This is a genomic window from Priestia taiwanensis, assembly GCF_014638355.1.
GTDB classification, from domain to species: domain Bacteria; phylum Bacillota; class Bacilli; order Bacillales; family Bacillaceae_G; genus Priestia_D; species Priestia_D taiwanensis.
Map to the genome: position 1 here is coordinate 2,154,766 of NZ_BMFK01000001.1, position 24,494 is coordinate 2,179,259.

Here is a 24,494-nt window from a genome sequence, read left to right on the forward strand (position 1 = left end):
GTTAAGATAGAAAGCGTTTTCTTTCTTAGCATAAAATAAATATGCTTCCTTTCCCACGAATAAAAAAGGACAAATATATACAAATTATTTTTCTTCCGTCATTTCCCGGGAAAAAACGACATCAATCGTATAACGAAAAATGCAAAAATCAAGGCCATAATTTCTCACGGTGCCACTGTCCTTCCACCAATCGATACAAGAGCCTTCGATGCTTTCTCTCCTCATCAGCCTGCCAAAACTCAACTTCCCCTGCAACAACTCGGTATACAGTCCATGCAGGATACACAGATGTCGAATTTTCTTGTACATAATGAAGTTGCTTTGCTAAAGCATGATTGAAGTCATTTTGTTCATGCAAAACACTGCTTTGTTTCCCAATGAATGATACAGCCCTTGCTACTACTCCTCGGTGTAAGAAGTCTTTCTTATTCGTCTCTATATCCATCTTCTCTACTTTCCCACGAATCCTCACTTGTCTCCCAATTAGAGACCAGTAAAAAGTCAGTGCTACATGGTTATTCGCTTCAAGTTGCTTCCCTTTTTTACTCTCACAACTCGATGCGAAATACCATCCATCTTCATCAACATCTTTCAAAATTAAAATACGGGCATCTGGCGAGCCACTATAATCGATCGTTGAGAGTGTCATTGCATGTGGCTCATGTACATCATGATGCAACGCTACGTCAAACCATTCTAAAAACAAATCATGAGGATACTCGGGTACTACATCTAGATCAAATGCCGGAAATGGCCCAACAAGAGACTTACTTTGTTTGATTTTATTTCGAATACTGTCCATCTATTAACCCCTCCTTATTAACATAAAAAAAAGCCAACAAAAGTATTCTTTTCTGTTGGCTTCTCTGTTGGCTTATTTAACTATTAATTCGTTATTCTCCACATCAATCGTGATTTCTTGACCGTCCATAATCTTTCCTGCAATGATTGCACGGGCTAATTTCGTTTCGATATGACGTTGAATATAACGCTTTAGCGGACGTGCTCCGTAATTCGGATCAAATGCCGCTTCGATAATGAATGTCTTTGCTGCGTCTGTTAGCGTAATTGTCATATGCTTATCTTCCACACGTGTTTGTAATTCCCGTACAACTTTATCAACAATACCTTTTACTTCTTCAGACGTTAATGGCTTGAAGAGAATAATCTCATCGACACGATTTAAGAACTCGGGACGGAAATGAGCACGCAATTGGCTCATCACACTGCCACGTGCTTCTTCTGTTATTTCCCCGTTCTCTGTCCCACCTTCAAGTAATGCATGAGAACCGATATTCGAGGTCATAATGATAACCGTATTTTTAAAGTCTACTGTACGTCCTTGCGAATCTGTCACACGCCCATCATCTAACATTTGTAGTAAAATGTTAAATACTTCTGGATGTGCCTTTTCAATTTCATCTAATAGAACAACCGAATACGGCTTACGACGAACTGCTTCTGTTAATTGTCCACCCTCTTCATATCCAACGTACCCTGGAGGTGCACCAATTAAGCGAGACACTGCATGTTTTTCCATGTACTCCGACATATCGATACGAATAATTTGTTCTTCACTATCAAATAGAGATTGTGCTAACGTCTTCGCAAGCTCTGTCTTTCCGACACCTGTTGGTCCTAGGAAAATAAAAGAGCCAATCGGGCGGTTCGGATCTTTTATACCTGCACGAGCGCGTAATACCGCATCTGAAACAAGTTGGACTGCTTCTTCCTGTCCAATTACACGCTCTTGAAGTATTTCTTCTAGGCGAAGAAGTTTCTCTCGTTCACCTTCTACTAATTTCATGACTGGAATTCCTGTCCAACGTGAGACGATACCAGCAATTTCTTCTTCCGTTACTTCCTCACGGAGCAAACGATTATCATCTTTCGTATGAGCTATTTCTTCTGCTTCTTTTAGTTGTTTTTCTAATGTCGGAATGCGACCGTGACGAAGCTCCGCTGCTTTATTTAAATCATAGTTGTTTTCTGCCTCTTCTAATTCACGGCGTAATTTCTCTAGTTGTTCTCGAATTTCTTGAACAGCTGTAATAGATTCTTTCTCTTGTTGCCATTTCGCCTTCATCTCATTTGCCTGATCTTTTAAATCTGATAACTCTTTTTGCAACACTTCAAGACGTTTCCTACTCGCTTCGTCTTGTTCTTTGCTAAGTGCTGCTTCTTCAATTTCGAGACGCATCACTTTGCGTGTTACTTCATCTAACTCCGTTGGCATCGAATCAATTTCTGTACGAATCATAGCACATGCTTCATCGACCAAATCAATTGCCTTATCTGGTAAGAACCGTTCCGAGATGTAACGGTCTGACAGTGTTGCGGATGCAACAAGCGCACGGTCGTGGATGTTAACCCCGTGGTGGATTTCAAAACGTTCTTTTAAGCCGCGTAAAATAGATATTGTATCTTCTACTGTGGGCTCTCCTACTAATACTTGTTGAAAACGACGTTCTAAAGCAGGGTCCTTCTCAATATATTTACGATGCTCTTCAAGCGTTGTCGCTCCGATACAATGAAGTTCACCGCGCGCAAGCATCGGTTTTAACATATTCCCTGCGTCCATCGCGCCTTCTGTTTTACCTGCTCCAACAATCGTATGTAATTCGTCAATGAAGAGAAGAATACGGCCTTCACTCTTTTTCACTTCGTTTAAAACTGCTTTTAAGCGCTCTTCAAATTCACCGCGGAATTTTGCCCCTGCAACTAATGCACTCATATCAAGTGCGAAAATCGTTTTATCTTTTAATCCTTCTGGTACGTCACGACGAACGATACGTTGTGCTAACCCTTCAACAATCGCTGTCTTACCTACACCTGGTTCTCCAATTAATACTGGATTATTCTTCGTTTTACGAGATAAGATACGAATAACACGACGAATCTCGCTATCCCGTCCAATAACAGGGTCAACTTTTCCTGAACGTACTTCTTGAACAAGATCACGACCATATTTCTCTAATGCTTCATACGTTACTTCTGGATTTTGACTAGTCACGCGCTGATTACCCCTTACATCTACTAATACTTTTAACACTTTGTCTCGTGTAATTTGAAAATAATTAAACAAACTTCCAATACTTGTGGATGCTTTTTCTTCTGTTAAAGCTAATAAGATGTGCTCAACAGAGATGTATTCATCCTTTAATTTCTCTGCTTCCTTCTCTGCTCGTACGAACACTTGTTGAAGGGCATTCGTAATATAAATTTTCCCGGCTTCCACACCGCTTCCGGTTATTTTCGGTCGCTTCTGTAACTGCGCTGTTGCCTTTTGTGTAAAGTCTGTTAGATCGACACGAATCTTTTGAAGAATACGCACCGTTAATCCTTCTTCTTGTTCTAACAAAGCTAATAATAAATGAATCGTATCAATTTCTTGATGGTTATTCTCGACTGCTAGCGATTGTGCTCGCATCACTGCCTCTTGCGTCTTCTGTGTCATCTTATTAAGATCCACTTCTCTTCACATCCTTCTACACGATTTCTTCCATCTATTTCTATTATAAGATGAAAGACGAACGAAAAAAAGCATCTCCTATAAGAGGAGATGACTTCGTGTTACGGTTTTCGTTTGTACGTCCAAATTCGGTTATGGTTCGACGTTTCTGGGAATTCATCTCCTGCTTGTAAATGTACTTGCTTCGGGTGCTTCACACCACTTCCTGTTTCACCGATTTCGACATATATACCATTATTCGGTGCTTTCTGTCCTGGCTTGAATTGACGATTTTGACCCATATAACCCATCCTCTCATCACTAATTTCATTAGTATCATACCCTTCTTTCCTTTGTTTCATGTACGGACAAACCTTCACGATATCGTCACTATTTATTAAGGAAAAACCGCTCCTTTATTGCTTTTTCTACCTATTTGCTTTACGATGAAAGAAAAGAAAATGACTTTAGTAATGATTTAGTCAGATAGGAGGAAGCAAATGTCCTTTGATCGTAAACAAGCAATATTAGATGCAGCAACAGCATCTTTCGCCCATTTCGGATATAAAGCAACAACGATGGATCACGTAGCGAAGGCCGCAAAAGTGGGAAAAGGAACAATTTATACCTTCTTCAAAAACAAAGATGAACTATTCTTTGAAATTACGAAGGGTATTATTCATGACATGAAAATCGTAGCGACAGATGCAATTGATGCAGAGCTATCCTTCTTAGAAAATACACACCGTGTCCTTTACGCACTGCTTGAAATGCGTAAAACATCTCAAATTACGATGAAATTAATTCATGAAGCGAAAGAAATGGGTACTCCAACAGTAATTGAAATGATTAACCGCATCGATCATACTGTTCAATCCATTGTAAAAGAAAAACTACAACTAGCTATCGACAAGAAAAAAATCAAACCATGTGATCTTGAAGTTGTCTCGTTCCTCGTTGTAAAGGTGTACAACGCCCTTTTATTTGATTGGGAAGAAAATCACCCAGCGTTGACGAGCGAACAAGTTGCTTCTATCTTTGAAACGTACATTGTGAACGGCTTAGCAACAACGAAATAGCAAGATAAAATGCCATTATAGGTATATTTTTCGTGAAAGGATGAACGCTTTCGGTGTTCATCCTTTCACTTTTGTTTTTATCAATTTAACGGATGATTTACAACTTGTTCACACAACTTTCACATCTTCATGAAAGAATGAAAGAGGACATATACTAAAAAAACAATCAAAATGATGGACAGATAAGAAAGTATGAATTTAAGATAAAAAGAAAAAAGGGTGAGACGATGCAAAAACATTTAATTGCACTTGACTTAGATGGGACATTATTAAAAGACGATAAGACAATTTCAGACCGCTCTAAGCAAGTTCTTCAAAAAGCAAGGGAGCAAGGACATTACGTCGTTATTTCTACTGGCCGTCCTTATCGTGCAAGTGAAATTTACTACAACGAATTACAGTTAGATTCTCCTATTGTGAACTTCAACGGCGCATACGTTCATCATCCACTTGATTCATCATGGGAAGTACAACATACGCCACTTGATGTAAACATCGCAAAGAACATTATTCAAGAATGTCGTGAAATTGGTATTAAAAACGTACTAGCTGAAGTAATTGATGATGTATATATCCATTATCCAGATGAAAGCTTGGACCATATTTTCCAAATGGGTAATCCGAATATTTTCATGGGTGATCCATTAGATACGTTACGTAGGGATCCGACATGTCTCCTTATTGACGCAGACGAAGAAGAAGTCGAAAAAGTACGCACACATTTGTCGAATGTTCATGCCGAAGTAATTGATCATCGTCGCTGGGCTGCACCGTGGCACGTTATCGAAATTGTTCGAACTGGATTAAGCAAAGCAGTCGGCTTGCAACGTATTGCAGAGTACTATAACATTCCACAAGAGCGTATTATCGCATTTGGTGATGAGGATAATGACTTTGAAATGATTGAATATGCAGGATACGGCATTGCGATGGGGAATGCAATTGATGAGTTAAAGAATCGCGCGAATGATGTTACATTAACGAATGAAGAAGATGGCATTGCTATTTATTTAGAGAAATTACTGAAGTTATAATTTTGTGTAAGATGAACATACTATAACTGACACACCATGTGTCACACTCTTTCAGCAAAGGGGTTTTGAATGATGGGTAAAAAGAATAAATCAAAACGTTTTATTCAACAAAGTCATGATTCAATAACAAAATATGACGAGAAATTCCCTTATCATTTCACATTAGCCGAAGCTGAAGAAAGACAGCAAAGCACCACCAAGTCGTTCTATTCTCTGTAATACGTACGACTTAAACAAGTACGCGCATAATACTTGGATATTGTCAAAAAAAGCCAGGCGGTTTCTCCTGGCTTTTTTTATGGACCAAATTGTTGCAATGCAGACGTATGAACGGGAGTAATTTTATCCCCGTTTTTCGTGTACATAAACAAAATTAATGTACCGTTTGATGGTAGCTTTTTTTTATTGAATTGTAACGAAAGTGTAAACGTATTACCCTTCACAGGAACTTCTGCTCCGTACACTAACTCATGATGACCATCTTCTACTGAATAGTATAACTTCTCTAGCTTACCAGTAACTCTTCCTGTTACTTTATATGTGCCATCTTTTCCTTCTATTTTCACATCAGATACAGTAAATTCCCCTGTCATGTCTGCCTTTGGTTTTGGTTCTTTTTGTTTTACTGCTTTTTGTTTGTCCTCTTTTTGCTTATCTTCTTGTCTAGTCACGTCTTTCTTCTCTATCTCTTCCACCTGTGGCTTATCGTCTTTCGACACCACTTGTGATTGCTCTTCAGCTAGTGTGCATCCTACGAACAGCAAACACACCAATAGAAAAAGAGAAATTCGTTTCAACATAATATGTGACCCCATTTCGTGCGTTCATATTACATTATATTAACAAGAGTGACAAAATGATTATTATTCCTTAGCTCTTTCTAAATAAGCCCAATACTCCTACTGTTTCAACAATATTTGTAAATGCTTCCGGGTCTACTTCTTGGATTAATTTCTGCAAATCATACAATTCATAACGTGTTACCACAATCATTAATACTTCTTTTTGTTCATTTGTATATGCACCTTGTGCAGGCATACGTGTAATACCACGTACAAGCGTATTATGAATTGCCTCGCGTAATTCCTCTGGTTTCGACGTAATAATAAATGCTGTTACTTTCACATGGCTTGTGTATATTGCATCTAATACTCGTGTTGTTACATATAAAGAAATAAGTGTATATAATGCCGTCTCCCATTCAAATATCGCACCTGTCGTGATAACAATCAATGCGTTAAATAAGAAGAAATATGTACCAACTGATTTATCGTTCATACGCGACATAATCATCGCAATAACGTCTAATCCTCCCGTTGAAGCACCGTACTTTAATGTTAGTCCAACCCCAACAGCCATAATTACTCCACCAAAAACAGCATTCAGTAAAATATCATCCGAAAAATTCACTGTAGTCGGTACAAGTTCTAAGAATACTGTCATCATTCCAACACTTATAAAACTAAAGAATGTAAATGTCTTCCCAATCTTATTCCAGGCTACTAAAATAATTGGCGCATTTAAAATAATTAATACAATACCTGGAGATAGAAAAGGTGCGACCCCTTCCAATAATTTAGATAAAAGCTGAGCTAGTCCCGCAAATCCACTTGCGTACACGTTCGCAGGAATCAAAAACATATTCATTCCAATTGCTACAAGCAATGCACCAAATGTTACGACAAGGAACTTTTTTCCATATTCTGTGTAGTTCATAAGCACGTCCTCCTTGTTATATCATCATAATAATTAGTCTATTTATTTACAACGGCTTTTCTACATATTCTATACATATTTGGTTACGATAATCATGAAATCATGATAAGGAGGTCTCCTCATGTCCAAAACAAGCGATAACGATAAAAAAGCGCGTGACAATAACGCAAAAAATCACGAGAAAAATATTCTCGCAGAGAAAAACGCCCAGCACGGTAAGAAATCTTTCTCTAAAGAAGTGGACCATCTATAATTTTTTAGAAAAATCGCCCGTTTATACACGGACGATTTTTTTATATGGATTTATTCACCTTTTTTGAAGTATGTCCAACCTTCTTCTTGGTATACTTTTCCTTCTTTTAACAACTTACCCATCGCGCGTTTGAATGCCGCTTTGCTTAAGTTAAAACGATTCTTAATATCTTCGGGATGACTCTTATCCCAGAATGGCATCGCACCACCGCGGCTCTCCATGTATTCATAAATAACTTGCGCATCCTCGTCTTGTCCTTCTTGTTTACGAGGGCGTAACGATACGTTAATTTCTCCGTTCTCTTTCACATCAATGATGCGCCCTGTTACACGTTGTCCTAGACGTGGCTCTTCTTGACGCTCTGAATCATGAATGAAACCTAAGAAACGCTCGTCCGTTAAAATGTAAGATCCAACGTATAATGTACGATAAATACGGCCACTTACGTTTTTGTTATGCATACTTGGTGTCGCAGCTGTTGAAATGTCTTTCATATTATCTGTGCTTGCTAATTTTCCAATTAGACGTCCTGCACTTGTACGCTTCAGACGGCAATATAACTCATCGCCAACTTCCGGCCATACTTCTTCGTGCGCTGGTAAATCGCTTCGCCCAATTAGAACATCTTTTGATACACCAATGTCAACGAATACACCTAAATCAGGCTTCACGTCCGTTACAACTACCCAATCAAGTTCATTAATACCAATATTCGGGACATACGCCGTCGCAGCTAGTCGTCCACTATGGTCATGGTACAAGAATACGTCTACTTCTTGTCCTTCAAATAATTCTTCTTCCGTTTCATTCTTATGCATGAATACTTCTTCATGCTCATCACCTAACATATAACCGATATCTGTTATTCTTGAAACAGGCAATGTTAATTTCTCTCCTGCTTGAAAATTCATGTGTCATTACCTCACTTATATAAACTTATCTCTATTAGAATTACCATATAAAATTTGATTATATCATCATCTATGCATTTGTTGGCAATAATTATATAATATGAAGAGAAATCTTTTATTGGAGGTACATAATTATGGCAAAAGAAAGTTCATTTGACATTGTGTCAAAAGTAGATCTTCCTGAAGTACGCAATGCACTTAATGCAGCGATGAAGGAAATTAAGACTCGCTACGACTTCAAAGGAAGCAAAAGTGACCTTAAATTAGAGGACGAGGTAATCGTATTAATTTCAGACGATGAATTTAAATTAGATCAACTGAAAGATGTATTAATTAACAAGTTAATTAAGCGCGAAGTTCCAACGAAAAACTTAGACTACGGTAAAATTGAAGGTGCGTCAGGCGGTACAGTACGTCAACGTGCGAAGTTAATCCAAGGAATCGACAAAGACAACGCAAAGAAAATTAACAACATCATCAAAGATTTAAAGCTAAAAGTAAAAAGCCAAATTCAAGATGATCAAATTCGTGTAACAGGAAAAAGCCGTGATGACCTTCAACAAATTATCGCAGCTGTACGCAAAGCAGACTTAACAGTTGATGTTCAGTTCATGAACTTCCGTTAAACACACACAAAAGCTAACTCGATTATGCAGAGTTAGCTTTTCTTTTTCCTTTTTACCCATCTATTACAACATTGTCACCTTTACGTAAGATTCACCGATAGTCCCTTTTCTCTTTACATGACATAATAAACATATACAACGTACAAAACGTACTAATAACATTTATAGAGGTGAAACAAATGAAAGGAAATAATATCTTATCTTCATTATGCTACTTTAGTATCTTCTTTGCACCATTCTTACTACCAATTATTGTCTACTTTATAGCAGAAGAAGACGTGAAATATCATGCAAAGAAAGCACTTTGGACACACTTAATTCCTTACATAGCGATTGCAATTAGTATTGGCATTACATTAGCACTTGCACCTAACTTCATGAATGAAACGACAAATGCTATTATCATAATTGGATCATTCACTATTGCTGGTCTTATAAGTGTTTACTATTTCATTTGGAATATTGTAAAAGGCGTTAAACTGTTAACAGCAAAATAAAAAGTACTCCAATTGGAGTACTTTTTATTTTTCCCTTTTAAAAAACACCCATCTCATCGATTAGCCACTTTTCTCCTTCTTTCTCACGAATAACGAAGTAATATTCTCCACTATATGTTCCGCTCACTTGTGGACCAATCGTTTTGTCCTTGTATGCTACTTCATACATTATTTCATATACCTTCATATCTTCAGCCTTCATACCTTGTCCTATTTGACGAGATAAATAGGAATTCCGTACATATTCCGTCGTATCTTCTCGTATGGATAAGAGCTTTATTTCTTGCAAATTATCGAGTCCAACATCTGTATCCTTCTGCTTCGACGTCATCATAGCTAACACTTTTTCTTTGTTCTTTTCATTCTTATACGTGAAATAATCTTGCACTACTTGCTTAGGGTCTTGATTACTAACTTGTACGTTGTTTTCTTTCGTATTATTCTCTTTCGTATCGTTTTCTTTCGTACATCCGATAACAGCAATACATAACACAACGAGTATACTCAGCAAAGAAAGTTTCTTCACGTATTCATCCCCTATCTACTCATTTCTATGTATACTTATATTCTGCTTCATTACCGTATCTACCTGTTAACGTCCTATCATTTTTTTCTCACTGACCAAGGTCACCAATTAACCATGGACTTCCTTCGTTGTCACGAACAACCGAAAACATTATCCAATGCTCACCACTATCTAGCGGGCCATGATGATTAGCAGTATATTTCACTTCATACTCAGCTTCATATATTCGTACATTCTCTATTCTCGTACCGTATACTTGACCCATTCCGCGTGTCACAAACGATTTTCTTATGTTTTTTGATTTATTTTCTTTAATTGAAAGCAACTTTATCTCTTCTAGAGTGGAAAAACCGTAATCATGTTTTGATTTCTGATAGAATAAGGAGTCTGCCTTCTCCTGATTTTTTGCATGTATATATATGAAATAATCCTCTACTACTTTTTGTGCGGCTGGTTCTGCTGGTTCATTTTCAGATGTATCCGTTTCTACCTTTTCCGGCTCTTTCTTTACTACTTCCGTCCCCGTTTCTTTTGTGCATCCACTGAATACAAAACAAAAAGCTAACATAAAACATACTACCATTACACCATTCATCTACACGCCTCCACCCTTACATATTTACATATTTACCCATTTATATAATACATGACTTTTACCTTTCTCCACAAAAAAAGAACTATCCCACCAAATGGAATAGTTCTCTCACATTATTGTTTCTCTCTACGCTCACCGCGCTTCTTCATATACCAGAATAGGAAAAAGAAGAAAATAGGTACCGCAAGTACACCAGCAATAAATCCATAATTCAACCCTGTTTTCTCTCGTACAAGGAAGACATTTGATGTTTCGCGGTCCAGAATAACTTCATATCCATCGTCTGATCCGCGAACAATATCCTCTTCAAACGCACCGAATAATTGCTTCCCTTCTGGAAGTTGGTCATTCGTTAATTGTACCTTTTGTGTGCTCGTTGTGTTGTTAATTGCGACAACAGCAACTTCATCTTTATACGTACGCTTAAACACTAACATACCATCTTTTTCATATAAAAACTCAATATCCCCGTGGCGCAACACAGGTAATTTTTGGCGCATTTGTCCAATACGTGAAATGTATTCTAAGAACTTCTTATCTGGTTTAAAGTCCATTAATTTACGGTTATCAGGCGTCTCTCCACCGTTTAAGGCAATTTCAGTACCATAATATACACTCGGAATCCCTGGCGTTGTATACATATACATCAGTGCCATCTTCAAGCGAATTGCAAGATTTTCGTTCCCTTCTAACACTCGGTTTACAAAACGTCGCGTATCGGCGTTATCCATATAGTGAAGACCATCTGCATTCTCTGACGCTTCATATAAAGATTTCAATGATTGATCTGGCTTCACAAGTGCTTTCACTAACTCATTGTAATATGCATCATCCATGAATCCATCAATGCTTTCTTCTGCTTGGAAGTTAAATACAGCCGCGTCTTTGTTCACACTCTTCACTTCTTCTGTGAAACGAGACACAAACTCACTCGTTACAGCACTACTTTTCTTCAATTGAATTGCATCAATCCCAAACTCACTTACTAACCATTTACCAGCTGCAATTGCCTCAGCTTCTAAAGCTGGCATTACCATAAGTTCCACGACAATTTTCATGTCTTGTTTATGTATATCACTTACTAATGCTTTTAAGTCTTCTTCTGTACCAAAATGTTTATTTAGCTTCGTATAATCCGTTACTTTCTCACCTGCATAATCTTCACTTTGTAAAATCGGTGATAAACGGATAGCTGTATGACCCATTTCTTTCATGTACTCTAATCGTTTCGCAATACCAACAAAGTCTCCACCGTAATAACCTTCTGGATTATTGAAATTCACATCTGTATCGTTTGTATTATCCCCATTATTAAAACGGTCTACAGTTACAACATATATACTTTCATCTTGCCATGTTCTTTCTTCTGCCGTCGCAACAGCGGAACAAAGAAGCACAAGCAACAATGAAAATAAGCCAATTTTCTTCATGATTTTTTCTCCCCTACCTTCTTGAGAATGCCTGAACAAAGGTTCACTTTATTATACACTAAGCCTCGTCCTAACTTCTAACAATACAAGTTAAAAAAGGGAGTAACATTTCACATTTTTCATATCATAAAGAAAGACTAACAAGAAGGAAGGATGTTCTATGCAAAAAGAAGCAGTCTATCATTCTCCAACCTATCCATTTGTCTATGCAGTAGATGAACACACTGTTCACATCCGCTTACGTACGAAAAAGCAGGATGTGCAAGCCGTCACTTTACTATACGGTGACCAATATGAATGGTGTGATGGTGCTTGGATAACCTCCACCATTGCCATGCAAAAAACAGGGTATAACGAGTTATTTGATTATTGGTTTGTCACTGTTCAGCCACCTTATGGACGTCTACGTTATGCCTTTTCCTTACAAAGTGAGGAATCTCTTTACTATATGGAAAAAGGTTTTTTCATTCATGCGCCGACACATGACGTTTCCGCTTTCTTTTGTTTTCCTTTTGTTCATACGTGTGATATGTTCCAAGCTCCTTCTTGGACGAAAGATACTGTGTGGTATCAAATCTTTCCTGAACGATTTTGCGATGGGGATTCTACAAATAATCCTGTTGGAACCATCGCTTGGGAAAGTATGCCTCCAACACCGACGAGCTTTTACGGGGGGGATCTCGACGGTATTATCGAGAAACTGGACTATTTATATGAGTTAGGCATTAACGGTATTTATTTAACACCCATTTTCAACGCACATTCAAATCATAAATACGACACAATTGATTACTTCACAATCGATGAAGCATTTGGGAACAAAGAAATACTGAAGAAACTCGTCTCACACTGTCACGAAAAAGGTATAAAGGTGATGCTAGATGCAGTCTTTAATCATGCTGGCTACTTTTTTGATAAATGGCAAGACGTATTAAAGAATCAAGAACAATCCGCCTACAAAGATTGGTTTCATATTCATTCCTTTCCGGTTCGAACTGGGCCAGTGCCAACGTATGCAACGTTTGCCTTTGAAAAGACAATGCCAAAACTTAACACGAATCATCCAGAAGTAAAAGAATACCTCTTACGTGTTGGACGTTATTGGATAGAAGAAGCAAATATTGATGGATGGCGCTTAGACGTAGCAAACGAAGTGTCTCATCAATTTTGGCGAGAATTTCGTCTCGAAATGACAAAAGTAAAACCGTCTATTTTCATCGTTGGAGAAGTGTGGCATAATGCCTTGCCATGGTTACACGGAGATCAATTTCATTCAGTGATGAATTATCCATTTACAAACATCTGCTTAGCGTACTTTATACATGGTACATGTTCGACAGAGCAGTTTATCTTCCAACTTCATGAATTACTCTTTTTGTATCCAACGCACGTAACGGACGTTCTCTTCAATATTGTCGGCAGTCACGATACACCACGAATTTTGACATTGGCAAAGGAGCATGTAGCGAAAGTAAAACTATTACTCGTCTTTCTCTTTTCTTATCCTGGTTCACCTTGTATCTATTACGGGGATGAGATTGGAATGCTTGGTGACAATGACCCCGACAATCGACGGTGTATGGTGTGGGATGAGGCGAGACAAAACAAAGAAATATACACACACATTCAAACGCTTATTAAGCTGCGCAAAACATTTAGAAATGAGACAACTTTTCAGCTTTTAGAGAAGAAAGATTGTCTTGTGTACAAGAAAGAATGCAACGAAGAAGCATTGTTCTTTATCCTCAATAACTCCGCTTCTCCACAAACAGTTGTACTCCCGTATACGAAAGGAACCAAAATTACAAATATGTATACTGACGAAGAAATGGCATACGAGTCGTCCTCTATTTCCCTTGTCCTAGAGGCATATGACTTTGCAATTTTACACATGTAGCCTTAGCAACCGATGTGCGCTAAGGCTCTTTCTATTCCATGTCAGAAAACCTCACATAATTTTCTGAATTTTCTATTGATTTTCTGTTTTTTATCGTTTATGATACATAACAAGATAACTCATGTAATAAAATGTAACATTAGTAAAAGAAAAACATATAATGCAATTATTTATTACGTACGTAAAAGGGAGGAAGAATGAATGGAACACATTAATGCTGCAGATACCGTGTTTTTGTTTGTTGCGACTGTATTGGTTATGATCATGACACCTGGATTAGCATTATTTTACGGTGGAATGGTACGAAGTAAGAACGTACTTAGTACGACGATGCATAGTTACACCGCTATTTTTATCGTTTCTGTACAATGGATTTTGATTGGTTACTCACTCTCATTTGGACCTAGTACAAATGGACTGATTGGAAACCTTGATTGGTTCGCCCTAAAAGATGTTGGATTTACTCCTAATACCGACTACAGCAGCACACTTCCTCATAACTTATTCATGATGTTCCAACTTATGTTCGCTATTTTAACACCTGCTCTTATTTCAGGTGCCATCGCAGAACGAATGAGATTCTCCGCATTTATCATTTTTACTTTATTATGGACGACATTTGTATACGATCCAGTTGCTCACTGGGTATGGGGAGTTGGTGGATGGCTCCGAGAGCTAGGTGCACTAGACTTTGCTGGTGGCAACGTTGTTCACATCTCCTCAGGGATTTCTGGCTTAGTTCTCGCCCTTTATTTAGGGAGACGAAAAGAAGTCAAAACAGCCGCACCTCATCACTTACCATTTACCGTACTTGGAACAGGTCTACTATGGTTTGGCTGGTTCGGATTTAATGTTGGTAGTGCTTTAACCCTAAATGACGTTGCATTGAATGCATTTGTGACAACAAATACAGCTGCGGCCGCTGCTGCAATTGGTTGGATTATATGCGAGTGGTTTGTGACGAAGAAACCGACAATTTTAGGAGCAGTGAGTGGAGCTGTATCAGGACTTGTCGCAATTACACCAGCTTGCGGATTTGTCACACCCTTGTCTGCCCTTATTATTGGATTACTTGGCGGAGGGATTTGCTTCTTTGCCGTATCATGCATGAAGAAGAAGTTCGGCTATGACGATGCATTAGATGCATTCGGTTGCCATGGCATTGGCGGTACGTGGGGTGGAATTGCAACAGGTATCTTCGCGACAACGAGCGTAAACAGTGCTGGAGCTGATGGTGTCCTGTACGGTGACTGGAGCTTATTATGGAAACAACTTATTACAATTGGTGCAACATATGTATTTGCAGCAACGATGACGTTCGTCATTATTCGTGTCATCCATCTCTTCATTAAAGTACGTGTTGATGAAGAAGACGAAACAGTCGGCCTTGACCTTGCCTTACACGGGGAAAAAGCGTATCACGAGAAAGCTCTATAAGGAGGAATAAACGTGGGTTTACAAAAGATTGAAATCATTACTCAGCCATCTAAATTTGAAGAACTACGCCTCGCCTTAAGTAAAATTAAGGTCACAGGCATGACAGTATTTTCCGTTCAAGGATGTGGAACACAAAAGGGCATCGATGAAATCTATCGTGGTCGCAAACTAGCATCTACGATGAACGAGAAAATCAAAGTGGAGCTTGTTGTGGATGATTCACTTGTTTCATCTATTGTAGATACAGCGAAACAAACGTTAACTACCGGCAAAGTCGGTGACGGAAAGATTTTCTTCTATCCAATTACAAACGCTATTAAAATCCGCACTGGTGAAGAAGGGAGTGACGCAGTGTAACACTCCAAATCCCCCTATCTAACCCGAGCACAATATATTTGTTGTGCTCGGATTTTTTATATTCTATTATGCAAAAACCATAAAAAAAACGAACCCGATGTTAAATCGAGTTCGTTTCCCTTTATGTCAGCTGTTGCTCCGCAAATTCACTGTATAAGCTATGCCACTGTGTTAGTTCGTTATGCTTGCCAATACCTGTTACTTTTCCTTTTTCAATGAAAATAATCTTATCAGCATCAACAATTGTTGATAGGCGGTGCGCAATCACAAATGTTGTACGTCCTTCCATTAAGCTTGTTAATGCCTCCTGAACAATACTTTCAGATTGGCTATCTAAGCTCGCTGTTGCTTCGTCCATCATTAAGATTTTCGGATCACGTAAGAATGCACGTGCAATAGCAATACGTTGGCGCTGTCCACCAGATAACTTCACACCACGCTCCCCAACTTGTGTATCAAGCCCTTCTGGAAGCTCTTGAATAAATTCATCCGCATATGCCATTTTCGTTACTTCCCACAAACGTTCATCTGTAATACCTTCATCATCTAGTCCATAACATAAATTATCTCGAATCGTCCCTGCCATCATTGCACTTTCTTGCGATACGTAACCAATTTGGCTACGCCATGATTTCAAGGAAAGCTCGTTAATCGGCGTATCACCAATGCAGATTTCTCCCTCTGTTGGTTCATAGAACCTCTCAAGTAGCGAGAACATCGTCGTTTTACCACCACCACTTGGTCCCGCAAAAGCAATCATTTCACCTGGATTTGCTTCAAAAGAAATGTCCGATAAAATGTTCTCTTCTTCGTTATCACTATAGGCAAAAGATACATTCGATACTGTTACAGCTTTGTTTGCAATGTTCATTTCGACACCAGTCTGGCCTTCTTCTGATGACTGTTCTAGAATCTCAATAATGCGCTCTGTTGCACCTTGTGCTTTTTGCAGCTGTGTAAAGAACATGGCAAATGACGTCATCGGATAAATAATTTGGAACAAGTAAAGAAGGAATGCCACAAGTGCCCCCGTTGTCATCGAACCATCTGCCACACGCATACCACCGTAACTAATAATTATTACGATAACAAGCATCACAACAAGATACATAATTGGACCAATAAAGGCGAAAATACGTGCCTCTTTCATCCCGTATGTAAATAGACGGTGAATACTGTTCTTCCCTTTTACTTCTTCATTTCCTTCCGCAGTCGATGCTTTCATCAAACGAATTTCACTTAACGTTTGTTGAATTTCCCCTGTTAACGATGCTGTTTCATCTTGCATACCACGGGAAATAGTCGACATACGTTTTCCTAATGGGAACATAATCGCCAATGTAACCGGTACCGAGATTAACATGATAAGCGTCATCTTCCAGTCCATCCATAATAAGACGAACACTGCCCCGATAATTGAAATAATCCCTGTAATAAACTGTGGGAAATGGTTACTAATTAATTCGCGCACGATATTCGTATCATTTACAACACGGCTAACTGTTTCTCCGCTCGACTCTTTAGCAAAATAACTTACTGGTAAACGAATAAGTTTCAGCCACATCCGCTCACGAATCGCAGCGACAACTTTTTGTCCCACGAAACTTAATGCATAAATCGATACACCGTCAATGACCGCTTGGAGAATGAACGCTACTCCAATTAAGACCATTAACATGACACTTAATGACTCTAACTTAAAGCCATCAACCAAATTTTTCGTTAAAAGAGGGATTGCTAATCCCGCGACTGTCGTCAAGATACCTGTCGTTAATCCAAGTATCAGCGCTCCTTTTGGAATTTTCGATTCAACGATTAAATTCCAAAACGGTTTAAATCCTTTTTGTTGTTCTTCCATAGAAAGCCTCCATTCTATTACATATACACATATTCATTCGTATTTCCGTGACAAAAAACATATGCTTTTTTCATGTTGAAAAAGGAATTGAATCTGTTGAAGAAATGCCAGAAGGTATGTTACATGTGGATATCAGTTGATTATGAACCATTTACATTATATAAGAAGAAAGGCATTTTGTGCACCTTCCTTCTTATATGAAATACTCATTTATAAATATCTTCCGCTAACTCTTCTAATAGTTGCATATTCATAATTTCAAAGTGTCTATTCCTCTTTCGGATAATCCCACGCTCTACAAATGTATGTAAAACACGCATTAAGTGTCGGTAACTTGTCCCTAATAATTCTGATATTGCGGTTAAATTCCCATAGAAGATGAATTTCTTCTCATCCTCTTGTCCTTTTTCGAGGGTTGCAAGAATATAACCCGCTAATCGATTTTCCAGTGGATACAATAGATTAATCGAACTATTTTTTGAAAGCCTACTAAATTTCTCAGCGAGGGAACTACAAATAAAACGGAGAAATGTCGCATCGTTAAGCAATTGATCCCGAAGTTTTTCTAATGGAATACCAATACAATACGAATCTTCAATGGCTTGCACATTTGCCGATGTCTTACGAGCTTGCACTAACTCTACGTCTCCCACTACTTGTAAGCCCTCATAAAACCGTAGCAACAATGCTTTTCCGTTGCTAAGCGTATTGTACGCTTTCACTTTTCCTTCTACAAAAAAATATAAGTAAGAAATATCTTCATTTTCTTTGCAAATGTAATCATGCTTCTTAAAGAGAAATAGCTCCATCTTATTCGTCATATCCGTACTAAAAAACGTATCGATATGGTGTTTCTTCACATACTTCTCCAATTTAGATACATCATGTATTTGTTTCACCGTATCCCCTCCCCCATCCTTTTACCATTATAATGAAAAATTTCATGCTCGACTATGACATACGTCATAACTAGTTCTTCACTGCGCATGCTACATTACATGTAAAAAATAAGGGGGAATCAATATGTATTACGTACTTTCTATCTTCATCGGGATATGTATGGCGATGATGATTCCAATGAACGGCATCTTATCTACGATGCTTGGAAATTACAAAGCTAGTGTACTTATTCACTTGATTGGATTACTAGCAATTATCCTTGTACTATTCGTTACAAAATCAAAACTATCGTTGCAAAAAAGCATTCCAATCTATCAATATAGCGCTGGAACGATAGGTGTATTTACTGTTCTATTTATTAGTATGAGCTTTACAGAGCTTGGTGTCTCGATGACCATTGCATTAAGTCTACTTGGTCAATCTGTTTCTTCTATTATTATTGATCATTTCGGCTTGTTAGGAATGACAGTGGCAAAGTTTCAACCGAAGAAAATGATTGGCCTTTCACTTATTGCCTCAGGAATTATGATGATGACGTTTTATTAATGGAGGGATATACATGATGATTATTGCTTTTTTAGCTGGTGTTTCGATTGTTGTAGCACGAACAATTAATGCGAACTTAGCTCGCGAAATCGGAACATTCCAGGGAACCTTTTTTAACTTTGTGACTGGGTTATTATTCTCACTAGTTATTCTACTTATTAGTGATGAATCCCTTTCTATGTCGATGACTTCTTTCAAGTCTATTCCACCTTTCGTTTATTTAGGAGGAATCGTTGGTGTCATCACAATTGTCTTATCAAACTATACCGCACCGAAAGTTTCTGCTTTCTCTTTAACCATTTGCATCTTTGTAGGGCAACTGTTCACTGGTGTTATCATTGACTTTTTCACATTAGGAGATATATCCATTGGCAAACTGATTGGCGGATTACTCGTACTCCTTGGGTTTATTTACAATGTTACACTCGATAATAAAGACAAACTATTTAAACAACAACAGAAAAAGAATATACTAATGAATAACCAATAATGATGAAACATCTTTGTATTCTTTTTTAGAAAGTGAGGTGAATTCATTGCGTCCAATTTTCTTAGGCATTTGTGCTGCATTCTTTTTTGCTTTTACGTTTATTCTGAACCGGGCAATGGAGTTGTCTGGAGGTAGCTGGATATGGAGTGCTTCATTACGATTCATCTTCATGGTTCCATTCCTTCTCCTCCTTGTAATAGGTAGAAAAAAGTTACGTCCATTACTAGCAATTATGAAGGAAAATCCAAAACCATGGTTCATATGGAGTTTCGTAGGATTCGGGCTATTTTATGCACCGTTATGCTTCGCTTCTGCCCATGCACCCGGATGGATTATTGCAGGAACTTGGCAAATAACCATTATATCTGGTTCTTTATTAGCCCCTCTTTTTATCCAAACAATCGAGACACCAGAAGGAATACTGAAAATGAGAGGTAAGTTACCAATGAAGGGCATTGCGATGTCGCTCGTTATTCTTCTCGGTATAATTCTTATGCAAGTCGAACTAGCAACCTCTCTTTCTAGTACAGAAATGTTACTTGGTATTATTCCTGTTATTATCGCGTCTTTTGCGTATCCACTTGGCAATCGTAAAATGATGGAGGTGTGTAGCAATCGTCTAGATGCTTATGAACGTGTGCTTGGAATGACGTTAGCTAGTTTGCCGTTTTGGTTGCTCCTTTCCTTATATGGACTTTTCACAACAGGTGCACCGAGTCAAGAACAAACAATACAAGCTCTATTCGTTGCCATTTCCTCTGGTGTTATTGCGACCATACTATTCTTCCAAGCGACAGATATGGTGAAAGGCAATATGTTAAAATTAGGTGCGGTCGAAGCAACTCAATCGATGGAAGTACTCTTTGCCGTCGCTGGAGAAGTAATTCTACTATCAGCTCCTATACCTACACCCCTTTCGTGGATTGGTATGTTCATTATTATGATTGGAATGATTTTGCATAGTTATATTTCTCATAAAGAAGTTCGTATGAAAGCATTGCACACGTAACCTTTTACCATTTTATGTATAATGAAGGTGGACTTCATTTCAATGAAAAGGGTGATAATGATGGGAATTAATTTTCACGATAAAAAGAACGCCTTTACATACGCAACACGTGACGCAGATGTTTCATGGCAACAATGTATCGAGAAAATGACATCTATCCAAGGAAAGCACGTCCTTGATATTGGATGCGGCGGTGGTATTTATACGAAGAAACTACTCGAAATGGGAGCCGGATCTGTTACAGCGGTTGATTCTTCTTCTGTTATGCTTCAAACAACAAAAGCAATGTGCCGTGAGTATGAGAATGTACACTACATAGTCGGTGATGCAACTAAGATTCCACTTGAGGATGAGCAATTTGATATCATTTTATCTCGTGCTGTTATTCATCATCTCCCAAATATTCAAGCTTACTTTAAAGAAGCATACAGACTACTCAAACCATCCGGACTTCTTATCACCCAAGATCGTACAGTAGACGACTGTTCCCTTCCTGGGAGTGAACATCACTTACGAGGATTTTTCTTCGAGACTTTCCCGCATCTAGTAGAAAAAGAAAACATGAGACGGCCGTCCAGTGCTGCTATTCTCCAATGGTTACAACATACTAACTTTACAAACATTACAGAACAGAAACTATGGGAAACACGCAACGTATACACAACGAAAGAAGCACTTCTCCACGACCTTTCCCTTCGCACTGGTCGATCGATTCTTCATGAACTATCAGATGATGAAATGAATATGTTACTTCATACCATTTCAAACAAAATAAAGAGTGAACCAATTACCGAACAGGATCGCTGGACGATATGGTTTGCCCAGAAATAAAAAAGACTGTGGAACGTATTTCTCCCCAGTCTTTTCTTATTTATTTCCCAGCACGCCTTGCAAGCTCATCGTTTAACGCTTGTTCTGCTTTCACAACATCTTTCAAACTTTGCAAAATGCTCGCTTGATTTGCTTCAGCAACAACTTTCTTTAACTGTGCATATACTTTTTTCGATTCATTTCCAGAAAAGTTATCTTGTCCCTGAAAGCCCATGTATGAATTAAAAAGGGCTCTTCTTGCATTATCCGCCTCTGCTCTGGACATTTTCTTATCTGCTACTTTTGCATCTAACTCTGCTAACCGGTCTCTATGTTTCTCTTCAAATTCTACTCTTCGATCTAACATGGATTTACTTCCACGCGCGGCTACTGCTTTCTCAATCAATGCTTCTCTCTCATTAAGAACCTTTTTTAAACTCTCTATAATATCTGTATAACCGTATTTCTTCGCAATATCCTCTGCATATTTCGCTTGTGCTGTATATCCTTTTCCAAGTTTCGTTTCCTCAGCAGGATGCTTTGGCTTTGATGTACTTAATATAGCTGGTCGGTTTGTCTCACTAGCCTCTTTTGCCTTCACTGACTCTCTCACTTCATTTGCCTTATCTCCTGCGGCAACTCCTAATGGGATAAGTAGCCCTACCGCTATCATCGGAATAAGTATTTTTCGTACCATTCCAATTCACCTCCTACGTTTTGATCATTCACCTACATCTTAACCATTTCTTTCAAATTACTTACTACATAAATGAGATGAACTACTAGTCGGTCGGTATGATACGTCATGAACAAAGAGAAAAAGCACTGTTTCTATCTTATTCTGCTAGTTGTGAAGGTATTCCTGCTTCTATTTCTCCCATATTCCCGGATATCCTAAATCCTTCTCTTCATATTCTTCCTTCGCAAGGCGACGATATATCATAAAAAATAGTGTCGCACTAGCAAGTGAAAGAGGCAAAATCCCATCCTCTATGCCAATTACACGAAAGTTAAACAGCCAATGTTTCACTCCAAATATTATACCTACTATCAACGAAAAAGTTGTTAAAAAAGAATAAAGACGTGTCTTACTTGAATACCCATATGACACTTGCCACCATTTCTCCCTCGTCTTCTGCTTCATACTACTCCCCCCATGAAAAAAAGATATATTAGATATTCTAATATACCTCTTCTATACTCACCTATTAATTTCCTTTAATTGAAATATTATAGTGATTAAACCACGTATGGATTTGCCCTAGATGTGCAAGTAATTGTGGTCCTGTCATTAATTGTCCAAACCATGGTACATGGAATGCTTTCCCTTCTGAATTGACGATTTCTTGAAGCTGATTACGGTCAAAGAACTCATGCAAGAGCGATGATTTATCTTCTAAGATACTTTGAAGCCACGTTGCGACTGCCTTCGTATACTGTGGATGATGTGTCTTCGGATATGGACTTTTCTTACGGTATAGAATCTCATCCGGTAAGATACCTTCAAGTGCTTTACGTAGTAGACCTTTCTCACGGTTGTTGTGCATCTTCATTTCCCATGGGATATTCCATACATAGTCAACGAGACGATGATCGGCAAATGGCACACGAACTTCTAAGCTTGCTCCCATACTCATACGATCTTTCCTATCGAGTAACGTCGTCATGAACCAGGTCATGTTCATATAGAATAATTGACGTCGTTTCGCTTCAAGTGGGCTTTCCCCTTCTAGTGCTGGTGTTTCTGCCACTGTTTCTTCATAGCGATGCTGTACGTATTCTTTCAGTCGTAACTTTTTACGCCACTCTTCTTTTAATAATTGCTCACGTAAGTGTGTCGAGCGCATCCAAGGGAACGAATTAGCATTCAAATCATCTTCACGATGAAACCACGGATAGCCACCGAATATTTCATCCGCGCACTCACCAGAAAGACTTACGACAAAGTCTTTTTTTATTTCACGGCAGAACCATAATAGCGACGAATCTACATCTGCCATCCCCGGTAAATCCCGTACGTGTACTGCTTCAACAAGGTGATTGTATAACGTATCATTATCAATAACACAGCGATGATGCTCTGTTTGAAATGTATTCGACATTAATTCAATCCAAGGCCCATCTGCATTCGGTTGGAATGCATTTGCCTTGAAATATTTTTCGTTATCTTCGTAGTCAATCGAGTATGTGTGGAGGCTCCCTTTTCCTTCTTGTTCAAATGCTTTTGCGGCAATGGCTGTAATTGCGCTTGAATCAACACCCCCAGAAAGGAATGTACAAAGCGGAACGTCCGACACTAATTGTCTTGTAATCGCATCTTGCACAAGAAAGCGTACTTTTTCGACTGTTTCATCAAATGAATCTGTATGTGTTTCACTTTTCACATTCCAGTACCGCCATTTTTTCAACCCGTTTTTTGAAAATATAAGGACATGCCCTGGTCGAAGTTCTTCGACTCCAGCAAATACACCGTGTCCCGGAGAGCGTGATGGTCCTAAGCCAAATACTTCCGCTAAACCGTCATATCCAATCTCTGCTTTCACATTTGGATGAGCAAGAATTGCTTTTAACTCGGATGCGAAATATAGCTTTCCATATTCTTTTTTATAAAATAATGGCTTTACACCTAAACGATCACGCGCAATAAATACTTGCTCCTTCTGTTCATCCCAAATCGCAAATGCAAAAATACCGTTCAAATGATGGACACACTCTTCCTCCCATTCGATGTATGCTTTTAGCAATACTTCTGTATCCGAATGTGACTGGAATGTGTATCCTCTCTTCAGCAACTCTTTCCGAATATCTTCCGTATTGTATAATTCTCCATTATACGAAATGGTATATGTGTTATCCCCTTTCTTCCGACTCATCGGCTGTTTACCACCCTCTAAGTCAACAACAGAAAGACGTCGATGCCCAAATGCAACGTGGCAATTTAGCCATGTATTTTTATCATCTGGGCCACGCTTCGCTAAACATTTCGTCATTAGCTCGATTGCTTGCCTCTCTGTCTGGATATTCGCTGTATAGTCAATCCATCCCGTTATTCCACACATCACGCCTCATCCT

General features: G+C 38.5%; 27 protein-coding genes. 13 read left to right on the forward strand and 14 right to left on the reverse strand.

The window, feature by feature from the left end:
- Window positions 1-148: 148 nt before the first annotated feature.
- From IEV41_RS11220 to IEV41_RS11230, 3 genes are all read right to left on the reverse strand, one after another.
- Window positions 149-802, reverse strand: coding sequence for a pyridoxine/pyridoxamine 5'-phosphate oxidase (locus tag IEV41_RS11220; RefSeq protein WP_188388466.1), 654 nt, complete (start codon window positions 800-802; stop codon window positions 149-151).
- Window positions 803-874: 72 nt separating this feature from the next.
- Window positions 875-3,472: an ATP-dependent chaperone ClpB gene (gene clpB / locus IEV41_RS11225; protein WP_188388467.1), complete on the reverse strand. Its 2,598-nt coding sequence runs from the start codon at window positions 3,470-3,472 to the stop codon at window positions 875-877.
- A 101-nt stretch (window positions 3,473-3,573) separates the two neighbouring features.
- Complete coding sequence (locus tag IEV41_RS11230) at window positions 3,574-3,753, reverse strand: YjzC family protein (RefSeq protein WP_188388766.1); 180 nt, start codon at window positions 3,751-3,753, stop codon at window positions 3,574-3,576.
- A 198-nt stretch (window positions 3,754-3,951) separates the two neighbouring features.
- On the opposite strand from IEV41_RS11230, the gene IEV41_RS11235 reads away from it, so the two are divergent.
- The 3 genes from IEV41_RS11235 (at window position 3,952) to IEV41_RS11245 (ending at window position 5,783) form a co-directional block, all read left to right on the forward strand.
- The gene (locus IEV41_RS11235; RefSeq protein ID WP_188388468.1) at window positions 3,952-4,530 is read left to right on the forward strand and encodes a TetR/AcrR family transcriptional regulator; all 579 of its coding nucleotides are present in this window, start codon (window positions 3,952-3,954) and stop codon (window positions 4,528-4,530) included.
- 227 nt (window positions 4,531-4,757) lie between these two features.
- On the forward strand, window positions 4,758-5,564 hold the full coding sequence (locus IEV41_RS11240; protein WP_188388469.1) for a Cof-type HAD-IIB family hydrolase: 807 nt from the start codon (window positions 4,758-4,760) through the stop codon (window positions 5,562-5,564).
- A gap of 69 nt (window positions 5,565-5,633) precedes the next feature.
- Window positions 5,634-5,783, forward strand: coding sequence for a hypothetical protein (locus IEV41_RS11245; RefSeq protein WP_188388786.1), 150 nt, complete (start codon window positions 5,634-5,636; stop codon window positions 5,781-5,783).
- Between the two features lie 77 nt (window positions 5,784-5,860).
- Here IEV41_RS11245 and IEV41_RS11250 read toward each other — a convergent pair whose 3' ends face one another.
- Both IEV41_RS11250 and IEV41_RS11255 read right to left on the reverse strand, forming a co-directional pair.
- Window positions 5,861-6,364 carry a hypothetical protein gene (locus IEV41_RS11250; RefSeq protein ID WP_188388470.1) on the reverse strand — a complete coding sequence of 168 codons (504 nt, stop codon included), beginning with the start codon at window positions 6,362-6,364 and terminating at the stop codon, window positions 5,861-5,863.
- Window positions 6,365-6,434: 70 nt separating this feature from the next.
- On the reverse strand, window positions 6,435-7,280 hold the full coding sequence (locus tag IEV41_RS11255; RefSeq protein ID WP_188388471.1) for a YitT family protein: 846 nt from the start codon (window positions 7,278-7,280) through the stop codon (window positions 6,435-6,437).
- A gap of 121 nt (window positions 7,281-7,401) precedes the next feature.
- Here IEV41_RS11255 and IEV41_RS11260 point away from each other — a divergent pair, with 121 nt between their 5' ends.
- On the forward strand, window positions 7,402-7,533 hold the full coding sequence (locus IEV41_RS11260; RefSeq protein WP_188388472.1) for a DUF3941 domain-containing protein: 132 nt from the start codon (window positions 7,402-7,404) through the stop codon (window positions 7,531-7,533).
- Window positions 7,534-7,583: 50 nt separating this feature from the next.
- Here IEV41_RS11260 and IEV41_RS11265 read toward each other — a convergent pair whose 3' ends face one another.
- Window positions 7,584-8,444, reverse strand: coding sequence for a CvfB family protein (locus tag IEV41_RS11265; protein WP_188388473.1), 861 nt, complete (start codon window positions 8,442-8,444; stop codon window positions 7,584-7,586).
- Between the two features lie 134 nt (window positions 8,445-8,578).
- On the opposite strand from IEV41_RS11265, the gene IEV41_RS11270 reads away from it, so the two are divergent.
- Both IEV41_RS11270 and IEV41_RS11275 read left to right on the forward strand, forming a co-directional pair.
- Window positions 8,579-9,070 carry a YajQ family cyclic di-GMP-binding protein gene (locus tag IEV41_RS11270; protein ID WP_188388474.1) on the forward strand — a complete coding sequence of 164 codons (492 nt, stop codon included), beginning with the start codon at window positions 8,579-8,581 and terminating at the stop codon, window positions 9,068-9,070.
- A gap of 179 nt (window positions 9,071-9,249) precedes the next feature.
- The gene (locus tag IEV41_RS11275) at window positions 9,250-9,567 is read left to right on the forward strand and encodes a magnetosome magnetite crystal formation protein family (protein ID WP_188388475.1); all 318 of its coding nucleotides are present in this window, start codon (window positions 9,250-9,252) and stop codon (window positions 9,565-9,567) included.
- Between the two features lie 37 nt (window positions 9,568-9,604).
- Here IEV41_RS11275 and IEV41_RS11280 read toward each other — a convergent pair whose 3' ends face one another.
- The 3 genes from IEV41_RS11280 to IEV41_RS11290 form a co-directional block, all read right to left on the reverse strand.
- Window positions 9,605-10,093, reverse strand: a complete 489-nt coding sequence (locus IEV41_RS11280) for a DUF4829 domain-containing protein (protein ID WP_188388476.1) — start codon at window positions 10,091-10,093, stop codon at window positions 9,605-9,607.
- An 88-nt stretch (window positions 10,094-10,181) separates the two neighbouring features.
- Entirely contained in the window at window positions 10,182-10,688 is a 507-nt protein-coding gene (locus IEV41_RS11285; protein ID WP_188388477.1) for a DUF4829 domain-containing protein, read from the reverse strand.
- A 113-nt stretch (window positions 10,689-10,801) separates the two neighbouring features.
- Window positions 10,802-12,118 carry an alpha-amylase family glycosyl hydrolase gene (locus IEV41_RS11290; protein WP_188388478.1) on the reverse strand — a complete coding sequence of 439 codons (1,317 nt, stop codon included), beginning with the start codon at window positions 12,116-12,118 and terminating at the stop codon, window positions 10,802-10,804.
- Between the two features lie 160 nt (window positions 12,119-12,278).
- On the opposite strand from IEV41_RS11290, the gene IEV41_RS11295 reads away from it, so the two are divergent.
- The 3 genes from IEV41_RS11295 to IEV41_RS11305 all read left to right on the forward strand — a co-directional run bounded on the left by IEV41_RS11295 (window position 12,279) and on the right by IEV41_RS11305 (window position 15,809).
- Window positions 12,279-14,015 (forward strand): alpha-glycosidase, encoded by a 1,737-nt coding sequence (locus IEV41_RS11295; RefSeq protein ID WP_188388479.1) that lies wholly within the window; start codon window positions 12,279-12,281, stop codon window positions 14,013-14,015.
- A gap of 210 nt (window positions 14,016-14,225) precedes the next feature.
- Complete coding sequence (locus tag IEV41_RS11300; protein ID WP_188388767.1) at window positions 14,226-15,452, forward strand: ammonium transporter; 1,227 nt, start codon at window positions 14,226-14,228, stop codon at window positions 15,450-15,452.
- A gap of 12 nt (window positions 15,453-15,464) precedes the next feature.
- Window positions 15,465-15,809 carry a P-II family nitrogen regulator gene (locus IEV41_RS11305; protein WP_373284188.1) on the forward strand — a complete coding sequence of 115 codons (345 nt, stop codon included), beginning with the start codon at window positions 15,465-15,467 and terminating at the stop codon, window positions 15,807-15,809.
- A 121-nt stretch (window positions 15,810-15,930) separates the two neighbouring features.
- Here IEV41_RS11305 and IEV41_RS11310 read toward each other — a convergent pair whose 3' ends face one another.
- On the reverse strand, window positions 15,931-17,667 hold the full coding sequence (locus IEV41_RS11310; RefSeq protein WP_188388480.1) for an ABC transporter ATP-binding protein: 1,737 nt from the start codon (window positions 17,665-17,667) through the stop codon (window positions 15,931-15,933).
- A 206-nt stretch (window positions 17,668-17,873) separates the two neighbouring features.
- Window positions 17,874-18,566, reverse strand: coding sequence for a transcriptional regulator YeiL (gene yeiL, locus IEV41_RS11315; RefSeq protein WP_188388481.1), 693 nt, complete (start codon window positions 18,564-18,566; stop codon window positions 17,874-17,876).
- 124 nt (window positions 18,567-18,690) lie between these two features.
- On the opposite strand from yeiL, the gene IEV41_RS11320 reads away from it, so the two are divergent.
- Genes IEV41_RS11320 through IEV41_RS11335 form a run of 4 tightly spaced genes read left to right on the forward strand, consistent with a single transcriptional unit; the run spans window position 18,691 to window position 21,443 of the window.
- The gene (locus IEV41_RS11320; protein ID WP_188388482.1) at window positions 18,691-19,113 is read left to right on the forward strand and encodes a DMT family transporter; all 423 of its coding nucleotides are present in this window, start codon (window positions 18,691-18,693) and stop codon (window positions 19,111-19,113) included.
- Window positions 19,114-19,126: 13 nt separating this feature from the next.
- Window positions 19,127-19,603, forward strand: coding sequence for a DMT family transporter (locus IEV41_RS11325; protein WP_239534587.1), 477 nt, complete (start codon window positions 19,127-19,129; stop codon window positions 19,601-19,603).
- A 46-nt stretch (window positions 19,604-19,649) separates the two neighbouring features.
- The gene (locus IEV41_RS11330) at window positions 19,650-20,612 is read left to right on the forward strand and encodes a DMT family transporter (RefSeq protein WP_188388483.1); all 963 of its coding nucleotides are present in this window, start codon (window positions 19,650-19,652) and stop codon (window positions 20,610-20,612) included.
- A 60-nt stretch (window positions 20,613-20,672) separates the two neighbouring features.
- The gene (locus tag IEV41_RS11335) at window positions 20,673-21,443 is read left to right on the forward strand and encodes a class I SAM-dependent methyltransferase (RefSeq protein WP_188388770.1); all 771 of its coding nucleotides are present in this window, start codon (window positions 20,673-20,675) and stop codon (window positions 21,441-21,443) included.
- A 40-nt stretch (window positions 21,444-21,483) separates the two neighbouring features.
- Here the strand turns inward: IEV41_RS11335 and IEV41_RS11340 are convergent, their stop codons facing one another.
- The 3 genes from IEV41_RS11340 to asnB all read right to left on the reverse strand — a co-directional run bounded on the left by IEV41_RS11340 (window position 21,484) and on the right by asnB (window position 24,481).
- Window positions 21,484-22,119 (reverse strand): hypothetical protein, encoded by a 636-nt coding sequence (locus tag IEV41_RS11340; RefSeq protein WP_188388484.1) that lies wholly within the window; start codon window positions 22,117-22,119, stop codon window positions 21,484-21,486.
- Between the two features lie 171 nt (window positions 22,120-22,290).
- On the reverse strand, window positions 22,291-22,566 hold the full coding sequence (locus IEV41_RS11345) for a hypothetical protein (protein ID WP_188388485.1): 276 nt from the start codon (window positions 22,564-22,566) through the stop codon (window positions 22,291-22,293).
- A gap of 64 nt (window positions 22,567-22,630) precedes the next feature.
- Window positions 22,631-24,481 carry an asparagine synthase (glutamine-hydrolyzing) gene (gene asnB, locus IEV41_RS11350; protein WP_188388486.1) on the reverse strand — a complete coding sequence of 617 codons (1,851 nt, stop codon included), beginning with the start codon at window positions 24,479-24,481 and terminating at the stop codon, window positions 22,631-22,633.
- Window positions 24,482-24,494: the final 13 nt, after the last annotated feature.